The organism is Allopseudospirillum japonicum (assembly GCF_900108915.1).
In the GTDB taxonomy this organism is placed as follows: Bacteria; Pseudomonadota; Gammaproteobacteria; order Pseudomonadales; family Halomonadaceae; genus Pseudospirillum; species Pseudospirillum japonicum.
Window position 1 is genome coordinate 96303 of sequence record NZ_FNYH01000009.1, and the last position, 17912, is coordinate 114214.

Below are 17912 nucleotides of genomic sequence, written 5' to 3' on the forward strand. Positions count from 1 at the left end.
CAAATCAAAGTAAGGATTTAATCTAGATGTACCAGAGAACCTAAACGCGTTCCTACTTTCGGTTGCGCAGGCAACTGGCCTTGTGCAATTTTAGGATACTCTTTTAAAAGCACACTCAACCAACCACGAACCCGCTGTACAATACGCTCATTCGCTTTTAAAGAACCGGCTAAGGGTTCACCGACCAAAGGGTGCTGACGTGCTAAAAAATTACCTGCACGCCGATAAGCATCGGCTCGTGCTTTTGCCATGACTTCATCCAAAGTATCCGGCATAAAATAAATATCCAAAATCGGTCGTTTTTGCTGTTCTAAAATGCCGACAATATCAACCGCAAGGGGTTGCTGAGTTTCGCGAATATCGACCAGAATCAGCGGGTAATGTGCTGGCACTTCTTCTAGAAACTTCAACAAAGATAATCCTTGTCCCCCATAAGCAATCAGAACCTTAAAATCATGTCCACGGCTTTGCAATTCCTGCAAACCTGCCTGCAAATGTGCATGAATGCGTTCCACATAAGGTTTTTTCTTCGGTGTTTGGGGTTCTGTAGACGCCTGCTCTGTATCATCAGGTGCTAGAGGTTCCTGACCGGCAGTATCTAAAGCATCTTCTGCACCTTCAATGTTTGTCTCTTCCGGTCCTGCAGGTGCCCCATCTTCCTCTGTAGGCGTTTCTTCAGTCGGCTGCTCTGCCTCCAATGCAGACGCTGGCAACCTAGATAGTAATTCCACCGCACCTAGAGTACGCTCAGGTATAGGGCGCCCTTCCATACTCGGTAGCATAAGTGCCAAGGTCGCAAAACCATAATCGGGCAAACGTTGACGTAAAGGATCTATCACTTGTGGCCATACGAGAGATTGCTCATCATCATGAAGCAATAGCACCCCAGCACGCGCTTGTGGACGATTAGCGGGTAGATACAAGGCAGCTGCTTTTTCTAAAATTTCTGTTTCACCAATATCGATAAAATACAAATCTTTTAGTTCGCGTTCTAAAGCACGCACTTTAACTTGTGCAGGATCCAGCTGTACACGTGGTAATGCGGGTGGCTCTGGTGCAGCCTCTTCTGCTGGGGCATCAATGGGTGGTGCATCTTCCTCAGCATAAGCAGGTGCGATCGACATCCAAAGCCCTAAACAAAGATATTTGAGCACTTGGCTAGGCATACTCCTGTCATCCCCTAGTAAATTTTGTACATTTCGCTACAATTTCGCAGATCTTTGATTACTCTTGACCGTGAGCACACAAATTTTATGTCTTATCTAATTGCCCCTTCTATTTTATCTGCTGATTTTGCTCGTTTAGGCGAAGAAGTATCGCAAGTACTCGCATCCGGTGCGGATATGGTACATTTTGATGTTATGGATAACCATTATGTTCCCAATTTAACGGTTGGACCTATGGTGTGCAAAGCATTACGTGATTATGGCATCCAAGCCCCTATAGATGTGCATCTAATGGTTAAACCTGTTGATGCTTTAATCAGTGACTTTATCGACGCTGGGGCGACTTACATTACATTTCACCCTGAAGCTTCTGAACATATCGATCGTTCTTTACAACTCATCCGTGATGGCGGTTGCAAAGCGGGTTTAGTTTTTAACCCAGCAACCCCTTTACATCTCATGGATTGGGTGATGGATAAGCTAGATATGGTATTACTTATGAGTGTCAACCCAGGGTTTGGAGGACAGGCGTTTATTCCTGCAACCTTGGATAAGTTACGTGCAGCACGTGCCAAAATCCAAGCTTCTGGTTATCCTATCCGCTTGCAGGTCGACGGTGGCGTCAAAGTTGATAACATAGCACAAATTGCCGCAGCAGGTGCAGATACCTTTGTGGCTGGCTCAGCAATTTTTAATGCTGCTAATCCGGAAGATCCTCACACTTATGATCAGGTTCTAGCTGATTTTCGCCACCAGCTTGCACAAGTTTAATCCTCCGATTTTCTTCTCTTGCCTCTTCGTACGCAGATGCACAAGTCTGCGTTTTTCCTCACTTGACTCTCCTCCTCATACCTTGCTTGGCGTATACGAACATCAAGATATTTAGTTGATAGATCCTTTTGTATGACTTTAAGCAGCTTAATCCTATAGACTTCCTGTTACATAAAGCACTTTTTTCTTAATTCCTTGTTATTTATTAAATTTTTTATTTCATCTGCTTATAGGCTACTTCTTTCGGGGGATGTTTAATCCTCTAGATAGCTGTTATTATCTAGAGATAAAAATTACTAAAATCTTTTTATTTCAGTATTTAGTTTACTTGTCATCACATTAAACAATAAAAAAACACTAAGACCGAGCAATGTGGATGACAAATATCCATTGAGGGAACCTGCACTATGTTAGCTCAGATGAAACTAACCGGTCGCATGATCTTGCTGTTTTCTGTACCTTTGATCCTGCTACTGAGTTTGTTAGGTTATGTGGTGATTAGCCAATTAAATGAGCAAATCCCCAGCATGATAGCACGTACCAGTCACGATCTTGTGCATGCTCGTGCACAAGAAGTCTCACGATGGCTCGATGGCCATAAACAATGGGCCATAACCCTTGCCAACCTACCGGCTATTCGTAGTGGTGACCCTGAACGTATTCGTACCACTTTGGCAGCAGTAGCAAAAACACGTAGCCAAGATATTGAGATGGTATTTTTTGCACAAACCTCAGGGGAAGCGGTCACGCATCATGGTTTAAAAGCCAACGTCGGTGAACGGGCCTATTTTAAAACCCTAGTTCAAGAAGCCAGTGCTACTTTAGTACTTAGCAACCCTGTGGTTTCCAAAACCTCAGGCAAACCGATTACCGTGATTGCCCAAGTTGTTAAAGATCAACAAGGACGCATTCTGGGCATGATCGGCCTGACAATCACCATGAGTGAGCTTTCTAACATCAGTAGCAGTATTTCTATTGGCGAGGGCAGTTATGGCTGGGTTGTTGATGGCAGCGGTTTAATTGTTGCGCATCCTTCAGAAAAAGCACGTATGAAAATCAGTACCCTAGATAGCAAGACGCATGGCTATCAAGGCTTAGATGTGCAAGGCAAAAAAATGATACGTGGCCAAGCAGATATCGGTGAAATCACCAATCTACAAGGGGAAAAAGTTACCCTTTTTTATCATCCCATCCCAAGCACACCCAGCTGGACTTTGGGTGCCTCTTTGCAAACGAAGGTATTCAATAATACCGCAATGGCCATGCTGAAAAGTATTTTGATTATTTTTGTGGTCATCTTTGTTGCCATGTTAGCTGTCGTAGTACTGGTTGCTCGTTCTTTAACCGCTCCTTTACGGAAAATGTTGCATATGATGCAGGCCATTGCCCAAGGTAATGGTGATTTAAGCCAACGTCTTGAAGCTCAAGGGCGTGACGAATTAAGTGATCTTGCACGGGCATTTAACGCTTTTGCAGAGAAAATTGCACATCTTGTACAAGATATTGCGCAAGCCAGTCAAGAGCTCACCAGTTCTGCCATTCAGATGCAATCTGCTAGCCAAAACTCCCAACAGGGTTTAGTGCGCCAACAAGCTGAAGTTGAGCATATTGCCGTTGCCATGAACCAAATGGTTGCCACTGTTGAAGAGGTTGCACGTCATGCACAATCTGCCTCTTCTACCGCAAGCCAAGGCAATCATGAAGTCCAAGTCAGCCATTCGGTGGTTGAACAAGTTGTGAATATTATTAATCAGCAAGCGCAAACCATAGATAGTGTAGCTAATGAAATTCAGCACCTGAATAAAGGCAGCGAACAAATTGGTGAAGTCATCACTGTGATTCGTGAGATTGCCGATCAAACTAATTTGCTAGCACTGAATGCCGCTATTGAAGCCGCACGCGCAGGTGAGCAGGGCCGAGGGTTTGCAGTAGTAGCAGATGAGGTGCGTGGTTTAGCCACACGAACTCATCAATCCACGCAAGAAATCGAAAATACTATTCAGAAACTACAGCAACAAACGCAAATTGCTGTCGATTTAATGGAGCGCAGCCGCAAGCAATCGCATACCTCTGTTGAACAAGCCGAAAAAGCACGTCACGCACTGGATGCCATTGCAGGCGCCATTGATCAAATCAACGCCATGAACTTGCAGATTGCTTCCGCAACCGAGCAGCAAACAGCCACCGCAGATGAGCTGAATCGTAATTTAAGTTCTATTGCACATGTCGCTGAGGAAGCTTCGCACGAGGCTCAACAGGCCGCACAGGCCAGTGATCAATTAAAAATATTAGCCGAGCGCTTAAACCACTTAGTTTCCCAATTTAGAATTTGATTTCTTACTGGGTTGTATCCGGACGTTTTCCATTACACTATCAGGGAAAACGTCCTTTTTTTGTGGAGCTCAATCTGTGTGCTATTTAGGCGAACTCATTTACCAACACCCTGATTTTATATTAATTAATAAACCTGCTGGTGTCAGTGTCCACAAGGATCAAACCTCAACCAGCTGGGTGTCTGCTTGGGAACAAAGATTACAAGAGCCACATTTATATTTGGTACATCGTCTTGATAAGATGACTTCTGGATTAATTTTACTCGCACGTCATGCAAACGCCGCAGCTGCCTTATCTGAGCTTTTCGCACAACGTCAAGTACATAAATATTATCTGGCTTTAGTAGGTAATAAACCTAAAAAAAAGCAAGGTTTGATTTGTGGCGATATGCAAAAAGGTCGTGGGGGTAATTGGAAGTTACTACCCACACGGCAACGCCCTGCGATTACACAATTTTTTTCTATCGGCCTTGGGCTTGGGATGCGTGCTTGCTTACTCAAACCCTACACAGGCTATACCCATCAATTAAGAGTTGCATTGAAAAGCTTAGGCGCACCGATTCTTGGTGATCCTCGTTATGCCCCCGCTCATTTAAGCGCAGACCGTGGTTATTTGCATGCCTACAGCTTGCAATTTTTCTATCAAGGGCGGGCTTATGCCTTTTACCTTGCACCCAAAGAAGGCGACTTGTTTCACCAAGCCCATATGCAAGCTTGTTTGGCCCATTGGCGACGCCCAGAACAACTTGCTTGGCCAGATATTTCTCCCTTGGTCAAACGATAGGGGATCACCTTCTGTACTCGCGCTATAGCAACAAAATATGACAGAAGTTCGCTTGAATTCCGCAAAGAATGGTAAACTTTCGCCTAAGTTTGCTAAGACGCAAACAAAAAATTTACTCTCCCCCTATTTGACCTCCTGCATGAGAGAAAGCGTATATGAAGGTGCACGAAATTACTCACCCTTTAGTGCAACATAAAATTGGCTTAATGCGTAACCCTAATTTAAGTACACGCAGTTTTCGCCAACTAGCTGCTGAAGTTGGTTGTTTGCTCACTTACGAAGCCACTAAGGATTTACAACTCGAAACACGCACCTTGCATGGTTGGTGTGGCGATGTAGAAGTTGCACAGATTAAAGGTAAAAAAATCACCATTGTGCCTATTTTGCGTGCAGGTTTAGGGATGCTTGACGGTGTGTTAGAACTGATTCCAAGCGCTAAAATTAGCGTCGTTGGCATCTATCGTGACGAACAAAGCCTACAACCTGTGCCTTATTTCGAAAAACTTGCCCATGATATTGAAGAACGTATGGCAATTATCCTAGATCCCATGCTCGCCACAGGGGGTTCTATGAATGCCACCATAGACATTTTAAAAAAGTCCGGCTGTACCTCTATTCGTGCGCTAGTGCTTGTTGCCGCACCTGAAGGTATCGCTAAAGTGGCATCTGCGCACCCAGATGTGGAAATTTTTACCGCTTCTGTCGATAGCCATTTAAATGAAGATGGGTATATTGTCCCAGGTTTGGGAGATGCCGGTGATAAGATTTTTGGGACGCGCTAATTTATGACTTCTTTAACTTCTCCTGCCCCTTTAAGCCGAGGACATCTTTTGCTCGGTGGCACACAAATGCTGTTTGTTGCCTTTGGTGCCCTTGTACTTATGCCATTACTCACAGGTTTAAATCCTAGTGTGGCTTTATTTACCGCTGGCATAGGGACTTTGGTCTTCCAACTGATTACCCGTCGCAGTATTCCTATTTTTCTTGCCTCTTCCTTTGCTTTTATCGCACCGATTACCTATAGCGTACAAACTTGGGGTATCAGTGCCACAATGGGCGCTTTGATTGCTGCTGGTTGCGTTTATATGTTGCTTGCAAGCATAGTCAAAGTCAGAGGTGCAGGCTTTATTCATCGGCTCATGCCACCTGTGGTCACTGGCCCTGTCATCATGATTATCGGTTTAGGGCTAGCGCCGATTGCCGTTAACATGGCCATGGGGAAAACAGGTGATGCCAGCCTCCAACTGTTTCCATATACAGATGCACTTTTTGTTTCTATGGCTGCCCTTGTAACCACTGCAGCCATTGCCACTTTTGGACGTGGGCTCTTTCGTCTTTTACCAATCTTAGGTGGTATTTTGGTTGGCTATACTCTCGCACTGATTATGGGTATGGTCGATTTCACTCCAGTGCAGCAAGCACCTTGGTTGGCTATCCCTGAGTTTGTCGCACCAAGTTTCCAGTGGCAAGCCATCTTATTTATGATTCCTGTTGCCATTGCGCCCGCTGTTGAACATGTCGGCGATATTTTGGCGATTAGCCAAGTCACGGGTAAAAAATATATTGAAAAGCCTGGCCTACACCGCACCCTCTTTGGTGACGGCTTAGCTACTTCAGTCGCTGCCTGCTTTGGTGGACCGCCCAACACCACCTATTCTGAAGTAACAGGTGCTGTGATGCTTACCAAAATGACCCAGCCTCTCGTGATGACTTACGCCGCCTGTGTCGCCATTGGTTTAGCTTTTATTGGTAAGTTTGGCATTTTACTGCAAACTATTCCTACGCCTGTTATGGGTGGTATTTTGATCTTACTCTTTGGCTCGATTGCTGCTGTAGGTCTAAATACTCTGATTAAAGCCAAAGTCGACCTAGCTCAACAACGTAATCTCGTTATTGTGGCCACCGTCCTTGTGTTTGGTATTGGTGGGCTGACGTTAGGGCAAGGAGAACTTAGCCTACAGGGCATCAGTTTGTGTGGCATTGTAGCTATTGTACTCAATCTAGTTTTACCACATACATCAGATGATGAAGATTCATTAGCACAAGAAGAAGCTGTTGTAGAGGATCTACTCGCTCATACCCGTGATTAAATGATCGGCTGGACATCCAGTTTCGGATGTCCAGCACTACATTATTAGTCTTCTAATAAATCCAGCGCCAAGCGCACAAAATCTACAGAAGTCACAATACCTATCACGCGCTTTTCCTCATCTAACACAGGCAAAGCACCATGTTTATGCGCCAACAAACGCTGACCTGCCTCTTTTAAAGGCGTATCTTCTGTTAAAGATTCCACATCCGTATTAATGACTTCCGCTAAAGGAATCCGCGCTTCATAGTAAGCAATACGATGCGCACCTCTTTCGTCTGCAATTTTTAAAGCCTCTCGCAAGACCACACGCTGAGTTAACATACCCACTAACCGTGCTTGTGCGTCCACTACAGGAATATGACGAATTTTATGCTGACGCATCGCATCATGGCCTTCCAACAAGTTTTGTTCTATTTGTAGTTGGATAACCTTGGATGTCATTACGTCCTTTACAACTTTAAAGTGTCCCATGTACCTGTTACCCTCTCTCATCTTGAATGACTTGCCTCACTTTACTCTTAGAGTCTGTAGCCAACTTGCCAGCTCAGTGGCATCAAAGGGCCAAGCTAACTCGCTCATCTCACCTGCATAATTTGTACCACTTAATACAGGAATTCGCACTCCATATTGTGCAATTAAATCTTCTGATATACTGATTTCTATCAAGTCCAAAGTCAGATTTTTCATATCCACGTAAGGATGTAATAAGGCTTGCGCTTGCTCACACAAATGACATCCAGAAGTTGTATATAACTTGATGCTTTTCATATTACGATTTCTCTATTTTCAAAGGTTTTCTTGGCAATTTTCTGCGTTGTTTTTGCTGTTGTAATGCATCTTGCCATACATCTTGCACTTGCTGGGGTACTTGAGCTTGATCTTGTGGCCATCGAATTTCAAAACACACATGAATATGTGTATTACGCTTAAAATCTTCAGGAATAGAAGACTTGCTAATATCCTTCACTTGATATTTTTTTATTAAGTTTTCATCGATCTTAAATCGGCGATAATTATTAGAAAAAATCAAGACGCCATCTTTCTCTAAAGATTGCATTGCTAACTCTACAAGCCCCACATGATCTCTTTGAATATCTAATGTCTCACGCATACGTTTCGAATTAGAGAAAGTCGGCGGATCTAAAAAAATAATATCAAATCTCTGCTTATTTTGTTTTAGCCACTGAATACAATCGCTTTGAACTGCTTTATGTTTGCTCTCACTCAAACCATTAAGTGCTAAATTATTTTTAAACCACTCTAGATAAGTATTCGACATATCAACACTTACACTAGAGGTTGCACCTCCGAGGGCCGCGTGAATACTGGCAACCCCAGTGTAACAAAACAGATTTAAAAACCGCTTACCTTTTGCCAAGGCAGCAATTTGTAATCGAATTGGTCTATGATCTAAAAACAGTCCTGTATCTAAATAATCATCTAAATTGACCAGTACTTTTGCCAACCCTTCTTGCACTTGGATATACTGTCCTTGATTATCAAGTACTTTATACTGACTTTTACCTGCTTGACGTTTCCTCTGCTTTAGGTGAATATTTTTTTCACGAACACCATATAATACAGATAATGCTTTGAGCACATCAAATAAGCGCTCTTGCGCTTTATTTGTATCTATGGATGCAGGTGGTGCATACTCTTGCACATGCAAATCCTGCCCATAAATATCAATAGCTACGGCATATTCTGGCATATCTGCATCATATAAACGATAAGAGGTGATTTTCTCTTTTTGCAGCCATTTTGCCAGTTTTTTATGATTTTTTTGCAATCTATTCAATAGCATACGCCCACCTTCCGAAAGGCTCTCAAGTTGGGCATCTTGAGGTGCTTGTATGCTTAGATGCTGTGCCCATGTCTGCCCAGATCGTATACGAGCATGATAGTATTCTTCTATAATCTTAAATAAGTATAAACGGCACTCTAATGCACCATTAAAATACTTATAATCTTTTATTTTTCGCAACCCCGTTTGCTTTGCTAGCTCTACATTTGCAGTAAATAAAGCGAACTCCCAACCGTGATAGTGCTCACGAAGTTTTTCGCCCAAATGTGCATACAAGTACATCATGGCGGGCAAATCACTTAAGCGTTCTCCATAAGGTGGATTTACAATTACTAAACCTTGATTTTCCAACTTACCTTGATGTGTTGGCTGTACTAGGTCTTTAATTTCTTTTTTCATAACCCCAATATATTGGCTTAAGCCTGCAGTTTCTATATTACTCTTAGCCGCTTCAATAGCTTTTATCGAAGCATCATAACCATAAATTAAGGGTAATTTTTTTTGCAAGCCTTGCTCACTTCTTTCTTTTGCGTCAAGCCATATTTTCTTCCATAAATGCGGGTCATGCTGTAACCATCCCAAAAACCCAAAATATTGACGATGTAAATTAGGTGCGATATCTGCTGCAATTAAAGTACCTTCAATAAGTAAGGTTCCAGAACCACACATAGGATCAATCAGTGCCCCACCTTGAGAGGCAATCCTAGGCCAACCTGCACGAATTAATAAAGCTGCAGCTAAATTTTCTTTTAAAGGTGCACTTGCGCCTTGCAAACGATAACCGCGTTGATGCAGGCTATTGCCTGATAAATCAATATAAAAATAAACTTGGCTCTTATTAAGCTTTACCCAAACACGAACATCAGGTTCTTGTGTATCAATATTAGGTCTTTCCCCCTCATTTGCATTACGTACCTGATCAACAATCGCATCTTTAACTTTTAATGCACTATGATGTGTGTGCTTAAGCAATTTTGATGTGCCTTTGAAATCCACTGCAAAACTCGTGTTTTTATTTAAATGTTGCAACCAGTTTACAGCATAGGCAGCTTGATATAGGGTGTTCTCATCTTCAACTATTGCCGAATCCACATACAATAAAATGCGATTTGCAAGACGGCTCCATAAGCATGCTTTATACGCTGTTGCCAAGTCAGCCTGCCAGCTCACTGCACCAAAGCTTTCCTTGATTTCATAAGCACCTAATGAAGCTAACTCTTCAGCAAGTAGACTTTCCAACCCAAGCGGGCATGTTGCTAACAAAATGTAGGGAGTTTCTGTTGTCATATCAATATCCTAAGAGCTTCATCAAAACTTCATATTAAAATGTATAATCGAATTTTTTTTTCCGATTTAAAAAAACTCTTGTCCTTTCGGCAAAAGTTCGTCTATTCCTTAAAGTGTGCTTCATCAAAGTAGGTCGGTACATCGGCTACTTTGTGCTTGTTTCCCTAGTTTGCTGTTTTGTATGGCAGTTTAGGGAGTTGATTGCAAGCTAAGGTACGATAATCCGTTTGGTGATCTACACACTACTCGAGAGAATACTGGGGTTAAGGTTGGGGGCTTCGTTCCAACCTAGTCAACCCAAGTTTGGACAATCAAGCACCTTGATTTATTTTAGGTGTTGATGTGAGAGGAGATTCTCCCGCCTATTCTCTTGCGAAGCTGGTCCTTGGTTTAGTTTAGTTAACCTATAAGGAGGGAAATGCCTACTTGTTACTGTCGCATTTAGGTCTCAACACAAGAGCTCCCCTGCTTGGAGAGCGAATTTAAGTTTAACTTAAATGGAGGAGGAGAGAGCTAAAAGATTTACAGCTAGGTTCCGTGTATGACAATCAACTGCTATCGGCATCGCCTGAAGCATTAGGCGATGCCTTCAAGTTTGGGATTTGATTAGTAAGTCATACTCTGATGAACAAAAGTAATGGTTGGTAATTAAAGCTACTCGTTTATTGGCTTAGAGGATACAAGTCTATGAGACGTCAAAAACGTGATCGTGGTCAGCGCGCATTCATCCGTGGTTATCAGGCAGGTGTCAGTGGTAAATCTAAAGAGCTTTGTCCTGTCGCAGATTTAGAAACTAGGCAGCAATGGTTAAGCGGTTGGCGGGAGGGCCGTGTTGATTACTGGTCTGGTATGCGTGGCGTTTCTGGGATTCATCGTAATCCTGCACTCGCTTGATTCTTCAGCTAATATTATGCTTGTCAATATTTTTTGCCTTACAGAGACGCAATACACTCACATTTGAGCCATACGTTGAAAAATTCCAATTTACTCAAGCTCAACCCCTCAAACCAAAATGTTTGAGGGGTTTTTGATTCTTTACTGATTAAGACGAGGCTTTAGCCGCTTGCAAATAATCAGCACATGCGTGTGCGACTTCAGCAATCAACTCAGGACCACGATAAATCAAGCCGGTATATACTTGAATTAAGGAAGCACCTGCCTTTAACTTATCCAGTGCGGTCTCTGCATTGTGAATCCCACCCACCCCTATGATTGGCAAATCTCCTTCCAAAACATCTGCAAGTTGTGCAATCACTTGTGTCGAAGCTTGCGCTAAAGGTGCGCCACTTAGTCCGCCTTGCTCATCCGCGTGAGGCAAGCCTGCAACACTGGAATGATCCAAAGTAGTATTTGTTGCAATGACAGCATCCATTTTTTGTTGACGAATACTTGCTGCCACCAAACGGATCTCTTCTGCTGTCATATCCGGTGCAATTTTCACAGCAATCGGCGTATATTTACCATATTGATCTGCCAATGCTTGCTGACGTTGCTTAAGCGGTTTCAGTAAAGCTTCCAGGGTTTCACCATACTGTAAAGTGCGCAAACCTGGCGTATTGGGTGAGGATATATTGACGGTGACATAATCCGCAACCTGATACACAGCTTCCAGTGCAGTCAGATAATCCTGCGCTGCATCTTCTACAGAAGTAGTTAAATTCTTGCCTATATTCACTCCTTTGATCCCAGCAAAACGGCTAGCTGCAACACGAGGTACGAGGGCATCTACTCCCTCATTATTAAATCCCATACGATTAATAATGACTTCTTTGGACTCAACACGAAATAAACGGGGTTTAGGGTTACCCGCTTGCGCCTTTGGCGTCACTGTGCCAACTTCAACAAACCCAAAGCCCAAAGCGCCTAAGGCATCTAAATAAGTTGCGTTTTTGTCCAACCCTGCTGCGAGGCCAACAGGATTGCTAAAATTAAGCCCCATCACCTGAACAGGCGCTTCAACTTTGGGTGCAGCCATCAAGGCTGCAAGATGTAGTTTATGTAGGCGATTGAGCATATTAAGCGCGATTTCGTGCGCATTTTCTGGGGGAAGCCTAAAAAAAGCTTTACGTGCAAGTGAATACATAATGTAAGATCCGCAGGCAAAAACAATCGATTATTCAAGGTTCGTTAGCATTACAAGTATACCCTAGCCTCATGCTTAACCGCGAAACCCTTGTAATACCTGTTGCATCTTTTGCATATTAAGCACAATCGCTTGCGTACTTTCAGAATTAGCTTGTGCTCTTTGCGTGCTCGTATGTGCAAATTCACGCACTTGTGCCAAGCTTAAGTGTACCTCTTGAACTGCTGTACTTTGCTCCTCTACTGCCGTCGCCACTTGATCATTCATTTGATTAATGACTTGTGTCGAGTCCAGCACTTGTTGCAAGGTCTTTGTCATATTTTTAAATTGTTCTAATGTTGTTAACGACTGCTCACAGCTAGACTGCATTAAACGAAAGGCTTCGTGGGATTTATGCTGCACTTGTCGCACAATACGCTCAATATCCTGTGCTGATGCGTGTGTGCGCTGTGACAAAGCGCGAACCTCATCGGCAACAACAGCAAAACCACGTCCGGCCTCCCCAGCACGTGCCGCCTCAATTGCTGCATTGAGGGCCAATAAATTCGTTTGTTCTGTAATATCCTTAATCACTTCAGCGACTTTTTCAATTTCTCGGCTATCTTCTTCAAGCTCATGAATCACCTCATCACTGCGTTGCACCTGACGTACCATAGATTCCATCGCTGTTTGTGTCTGCGCTAATGCCTGATATTCACGATTTGCATGTTCAGCCAAATCGCCTGCAGTACGTGCCGCTTGATGGGTATGTTGTGCAACTTCTTGAATCCCAGCGGCCACTTGCTCCAGAGTTGCACTCATGGTTTCCAAATCATCTTGCAAATGATGCGCTGACTTTGCATTTTTCTCTGCAAGCGTCCCTATCTCCTGCACTGCATGTGTGCTTGTGTCTGCGGTGATCGCAACTTCACGGATAAGCACGGCTACCTGCGACATCAAATGATTAAAAGCTGCTGCTAAAACGGTAACCTCGTTATTACCTTCTTCTGGTAGTTTTAAACGTAAATCTTTTTGTTGCGCAACTAGACTAATGCCTTTTTGCACACCACGCACTTGACGTGTTAGAAAACGTACTAAATAAACGGCAAATAAAGTAGCAGCCACTCCAGCAACAAAAATACCGCTGGCAATCCATAAAGACAGCTGTGCCTGTTGATGTGCTTGATTGGCTTTAGTGGCTGCAAGCGCGGAAATGCTCATTTCAACCTGCATTAAAGCATCGATACTTGCTGTACTCACAGACCAACTGTGGGCAGCAGCCTGAATATACTCACCAAAGTATGCATCTTTCCATTGACCTGAGCTAAATTCCTGCCGCCAAGCCAACAACTCACTTAAACTTTGTTGAAAATGCTGCCAATTTTCTTTGAATTCTTGACTACCCAGTTCAGGACCAAGCAAGGGGAATAAGTGTTCCTGCAAGCGTCGCAAAAGATCCTGTGCCCTCTCTTGATACTGCATTAAGTGCGCTGCCTGTTCAGGGCGGATTTTCTCATCTTGTGAAATGACACCAGCTAACAAGGCACGCTCTTTGCCGAGCGCTTGTACAGTTTCTGCAAAAGTTTGTTTGATATTTTGATTGACAAATAACAGATATTCTTGTGGTGTTTCCGGCACGAAGGCCAAATTAATAAAGGCTTCTAACCCATCAATCAGATTAACACTTAGTTTCCACCAAGCTTGCATACGTGCTTGGCTAACTAAATTAGATTCCAGTATATTAGATCTTAGCTTTTGCCAAGCATGTAAATCTTTTTGTACTCGTTTCCAAGATTGGTTGGCTATTGGTGTTAATTCCGCAAGCGGTGCCAATGCAGCTAAAGTGGTCGCTAATAAACGATCGCTTTGTTGGCGTGCAGCTTGACTTTGCTGCAAAAACTCTGTGGGTTCTTCATTAATCAACCACAGGTTGAGCGTTGTATTGACCAAACCGCGCTCATTGCTCAAAGCTAGGGTTAACTCTAGCGTTTTATCATACAAGTGATTAGTGGTATGCAAGTATTCTGCGCGCTGGTACGCAGGAGCAAAGACCAGCATGATTTGAGTGATGGCAGGGGTAATCAATAAGACCGCTAGCAAAACAACTGGGATTAACAACGCGTGTCTTAAGCTAATATAAAAAATTTTATCCAGCATCCTCGCTCCACCTTTAACTTTTTTGTTAACCAAAAGTTACATGAGCTTGCAAGGATACTGGCAAATACAAGTATTGTATAGCTTACTTAAGGCTAGTACTTCAAGGTTTGTAATGAGAACTCTTTTTCAGGGATGCTGACTAACCAAGCTCAAATATCCGACGTGCTTGTTCGATTTTCATCCGATCCAAAGATAGTGGATCTTGCAGCATACCTTCTATGTTCAGGCTAACAAAAGGTTTATCGGCTTGTTCATAAGCCGTTTGATCCATCGCATTTTCATGTTGACGGATCCTTCCGCCTGTCAGTTGTGCAATAAACTCAGCTCTTGCTTGAGCGAGTTCAGGCCCTTTAGGTACCCCAGGTGGGTTAATCCCAGCATCTAACACCGCTTGATATTTAGCATAGAAAGCATTACTGGTTGTCAGATAGCCATTATTGTCCAAGGTTGCGACCACTTGACTATCCACAACCACCTCAGCATAAGTGTCATTGACTGGATTATTTTTATAATTTTCTATTTGACTATAAGAGTTTTCTAGATATGAGCGCGTTCCCTGCAATATTTGCTGAAAATCCTTCTTTGGTAATTCACTAAGACCCACTTGAGAGATGTTAAAAGCTTGTGCTTGGTGCTGATTGAGATCAATTCTCATCCTAAAACTCCTTTTTTATTTTCCAAAAGCAGACGGTGAAACTTATACCCTGTGCATTTTTTGCCTGCGTTCACTGAGAACATTCTCGGCATTTAGCACTATCACTTGAGTCTTTATGTTTGTGTGACTGCTCCCCGCCCTGACGGGCGAGGCTTCCAACTTCTCAGGCCGCAACCGGCGCGTGACCGGATTGACGCAAGCCTCCATTGGCAGGCACCGACAGTCCTTCGGCCCTTAGTTTAATCATGCCCTGCTGACGGATATTGATCGCGGCGTTGACGTCGCGGTCAAGCGCTACTGTACAAACAGGGCACATCCACTTGCGTACTGACAAGGGCAGAGTGTCTACCTTGTGCCCACAGCAAGAACAGGTCTTGGAGCTGGCGAACCAGGGGGCGATTTTAACTAGGTACTTGCCTTGCGCTTTGGCTTTATATTCCAGTTTTTGGATTAAGCCTGACCAGCTGGCATCGGCAATATGCTTGGACAGTTTTTGGTTTTTCAGCAGGTTTTTTACTTTTAGTGTCTCGACAATCACCGCTTGGTTTTCGTCAACAATCGTTCGAGACAGCTTGTGCTGAAAATCAGCACGGGCGTTTTTCAGCCGCTCATGCGCCTTGGCAAGTTGAAGACGCGCTTGCGCACGGCCCTTGCTGCCTTTCTGGCAGCGAGAAAGCGCCTTCTGTTTGCGCCGTAAATTCGACTCAGCACGTTTTAGGAATCTGGGGTTAGCCATCTTGTGACCATTCGAGTCGATAACAAGATACGTCAGCCCCATATCAAGGCCCAATACGGTATCAAGCGTTTGCATGGGCGCAGGTGTATCTAGGCCATTATCAATCAGCAGCGAGGCATAGTATTTCCCAGTGACCGTGCGCGACAGAGTGATGCTCTTGAGCTTTCCGGTCAGTTCCCGGTGAATCCTCGCCTTAATTGGTTTCATCTTTGGCACTTTGATCCAGTTTTCACCCATGCTGACACTCGTGCAGTGATAGCTGGATTGCTTACCATGTTTGCGCTTGAACTTGGGATAACGGGCGGGGCGCTTGGGATCAAAGAAATTCTGGAAGGCTTTGTCCAGATTGATACAGGCTTGCTGGAGTGCAATTGAGTCAAAATCCTTGAGCCAGTGATACTTGCGTGACTTTTTCGCCACCGCGAGCAGTGGCTTAAGGTCTTGCTTGGCTTTGAGTTTCAGGCCGCAGCGTTTGTATTGTAAGCTGATGATATGTAAAGCCTTGTTGTACGCAAAGCGCACAGCACCGAACTGGCGGTTTAAAAAATCCGCCTGCTCGGATGTGGGGTAGATGCGTACTTTTGTGGCTTTGATCATACTATAAATAATCCAGTATTATTCATCCGCTGATATCCCCGCCCGATTGGGCGAGGGTTTACGTGGTTTTTGCTAAACCTCTTACGTATTTTTATTAAATTAATAACCAAGCCAGAACAACCAACCAAGGCAAAACCACCAAGGTGAGCCAACTACCGACTCTTAACATATCTCTTTGCGGGACAAAACCACTCCCATAGACAATCGCATTAGGCGGTGTTGCCACAGGCAATAAAAATGCGCAAGAAGCGGCAACCGCGATTAACACCGCCATCACCTCACTTGCATAGCCTTGTGCTTGTGCAATGGAGACAAAAATAGGCACCATCAAGGCTGCACTTGCCGTATTGCTTGCCACTTCAGTCAGCGCCATCACAAACACAGTAACCAGTAATAAAAAAACGAAAACAGGCGCAGCTTGTAAACTTTGGCTTAAATGTTCGGCCATAAAAACACTGGTTCCTGTAGTTTCTAATAATCGACTGAGGGTAATACCACCACCAAATAACAGTAATACACTCCAATCTGTTTGTTCATTTAAAGTACGCCAAGATAAGACGCCGCCAGCATGTAATAAAATCAAAGCTGACAGAGCAACCCAAGCGTCCCAGCCTTGATTAATTCCCATCCAAGGTGCAAAAACACTACCAAAAATCCACAAAATCACAGTGACAATAAATACTCCCATCACCCAAGCATCTTTGATAGTCCAAGCACCTTGAGGCGCTGCAATTGCACTTATTATTTGTTGGTGCTGTAGATTAGGTTTAAGCGCCCAATATAGTACTAAAGTCATCACAGGCAACAAAATAAACACCAAGGGGATACCATATTGCATCCAACTTGCAAAATCTAAGCCCACCGCAGCCGCAGCAATGGCATTTGGAGGACTACCGACCAAAGTACCAATCCCACCAATATTTGCCGCAAAAGCAATCCCTAAAAGGGCATACAAATACGTTGATTTATATTGATGCGCATCGAGTGTTTTTAATACGCCTAAAGTTAAAGGCAACATCATGGCTGTGGTGGCTGTATTACTAATCCACATGGACAAAAATGCAGTGACTAAGAATAAATACAGTAAAGCATAAGATAAGCGCCCTTTAGCCAAGCCTAGAATTTTGCAAGCAATACGTTTATCTAAACCTTGCTGATGCAAAGCCGCTGCCAATGCAAAACCGCCTAAAAATAAGAAAATAATCGGATCAGCAAAAGCACGTACCGCCTCTGGCATAGTAAATACCCCAGTGAAAACAGCTAAAACGGGGACTAACAAAGCGGTCACACTAACATGCAAAGCTTCCGTTACCCACAACACTCCAATCACACACAAAATTCCTAGCCCAATCGCTTGTGATTCTGGCAAACCCAACCCCCAACGCATCACCATAAAAAGCGCACCGGCTAACAACAAACGTCCTAAAATTTCTGGCATTTTCATTTTCTTCCCCTACGGGCTGGATGA

General features: G+C 43.7%; 15 protein-coding genes. 6 read left to right on the plus strand and 9 right to left on the minus strand.

The genetic code is table 11. The features are described from left to right. Positions 1-17: 17 nt before the first annotated feature. Positions 18-1166, minus strand: coding sequence for a DUF3530 family protein (locus BMX05_RS09270; protein ID WP_093310698.1), 1149 nt, complete (start codon positions 1164-1166; stop codon positions 18-20). Between the two features lie 87 nt (positions 1167-1253). On the opposite strand from BMX05_RS09270, the gene rpe reads away from it, so the two are divergent. The 5 genes from rpe (at position 1254) to BMX05_RS09295 (ending at position 7144) form a co-directional block, all read left to right on the plus strand. Continuing rightward, positions 1254-1937, plus strand: coding sequence for a ribulose-phosphate 3-epimerase (gene rpe / locus BMX05_RS09275; RefSeq protein ID WP_093310702.1), 684 nt, complete (start codon positions 1254-1256; stop codon positions 1935-1937). Positions 1938-2344: 407 nt separating this feature from the next. Next, a complete protein-coding gene (locus BMX05_RS09280; protein ID WP_093310706.1) occupies positions 2345-4270 on the plus strand; it encodes a methyl-accepting chemotaxis protein in 1926 nt (641 codons plus the stop codon). Positions 4271-4346: 76 nt separating this feature from the next. Beyond that, on the plus strand, positions 4347-5054 hold the full coding sequence (locus tag BMX05_RS09285; RefSeq protein ID WP_093310710.1) for a TIGR01621 family pseudouridine synthase: 708 nt from the start codon (positions 4347-4349) through the stop codon (positions 5052-5054). Between the two features lie 155 nt (positions 5055-5209). Next, positions 5210-5836, plus strand: a complete 627-nt coding sequence (gene upp, locus BMX05_RS09290; protein ID WP_093310712.1) for a uracil phosphoribosyltransferase — start codon at positions 5210-5212, stop codon at positions 5834-5836. 3 nt (positions 5837-5839) lie between these two features. Continuing rightward, positions 5840-7144, plus strand: coding sequence for a uracil-xanthine permease family protein (locus BMX05_RS09295; RefSeq protein WP_093310716.1), 1305 nt, complete (start codon positions 5840-5842; stop codon positions 7142-7144). 44 nt (positions 7145-7188) lie between these two features. Here BMX05_RS09295 and BMX05_RS09300 read toward each other — a convergent pair whose 3' ends face one another. The 3 genes from BMX05_RS09300 to rlmKL all read right to left on the minus strand — a co-directional run bounded on the left by BMX05_RS09300 (position 7189) and on the right by rlmKL (position 10237). Continuing rightward, positions 7189-7587 (minus strand): CBS domain-containing protein, encoded by a 399-nt coding sequence (locus tag BMX05_RS09300; RefSeq protein ID WP_245710649.1) that lies wholly within the window; start codon positions 7585-7587, stop codon positions 7189-7191. A gap of 66 nt (positions 7588-7653) precedes the next feature. Next, positions 7654-7914 carry a glutaredoxin family protein gene (locus BMX05_RS09305; RefSeq protein WP_093310724.1) on the minus strand — a complete coding sequence of 87 codons (261 nt, stop codon included), beginning with the start codon at positions 7912-7914 and terminating at the stop codon, positions 7654-7656. Position 7915: 1 nt separating this feature from the next. Next, positions 7916-10237 carry a bifunctional 23S rRNA (guanine(2069)-N(7))-methyltransferase RlmK/23S rRNA (guanine(2445)-N(2))-methyltransferase RlmL gene (rlmKL, locus tag BMX05_RS09310; RefSeq protein WP_093310729.1) on the minus strand — a complete coding sequence of 774 codons (2322 nt, stop codon included), beginning with the start codon at positions 10235-10237 and terminating at the stop codon, positions 7916-7918. 687 nt (positions 10238-10924) lie between these two features. Between rlmKL and rmf the strand changes: the two genes are divergently transcribed. Next, positions 10925-11131 carry a ribosome modulation factor gene (rmf, locus tag BMX05_RS09315; RefSeq protein ID WP_093310735.1) on the plus strand — a complete coding sequence of 69 codons (207 nt, stop codon included), beginning with the start codon at positions 10925-10927 and terminating at the stop codon, positions 11129-11131. 148 nt (positions 11132-11279) lie between these two features. Here the strand turns inward: rmf and BMX05_RS09320 are convergent, their stop codons facing one another. From BMX05_RS09320 to BMX05_RS09340, 5 genes are all read right to left on the minus strand, one after another. Beyond that, positions 11280-12320: a quinone-dependent dihydroorotate dehydrogenase gene (locus BMX05_RS09320; RefSeq protein WP_177166862.1), complete on the minus strand. Its 1041-nt coding sequence runs from the start codon at positions 12318-12320 to the stop codon at positions 11280-11282. Positions 12321-12395: 75 nt separating this feature from the next. After that, positions 12396-14456, minus strand: coding sequence for a methyl-accepting chemotaxis protein (locus BMX05_RS09325; protein WP_093310746.1), 2061 nt, complete (start codon positions 14454-14456; stop codon positions 12396-12398). Between the two features lie 139 nt (positions 14457-14595). Beyond that, positions 14596-15111, minus strand: a complete 516-nt coding sequence (locus BMX05_RS09330) for a hypothetical protein (protein WP_093310750.1) — start codon at positions 15109-15111, stop codon at positions 14596-14598. A gap of 163 nt (positions 15112-15274) precedes the next feature. Next, positions 15275-16444 carry an RNA-guided endonuclease InsQ/TnpB family protein gene (locus BMX05_RS09335; RefSeq protein WP_093310755.1) on the minus strand — a complete coding sequence of 390 codons (1170 nt, stop codon included), beginning with the start codon at positions 16442-16444 and terminating at the stop codon, positions 15275-15277. Positions 16445-16538: 94 nt separating this feature from the next. Then, positions 16539-17888 (minus strand): SLC13 family permease, encoded by a 1350-nt coding sequence (locus tag BMX05_RS09340; RefSeq protein WP_218139025.1) that lies wholly within the window; start codon positions 17886-17888, stop codon positions 16539-16541. Between the last annotated feature and the right edge of the window lie 24 nt (positions 17889-17912).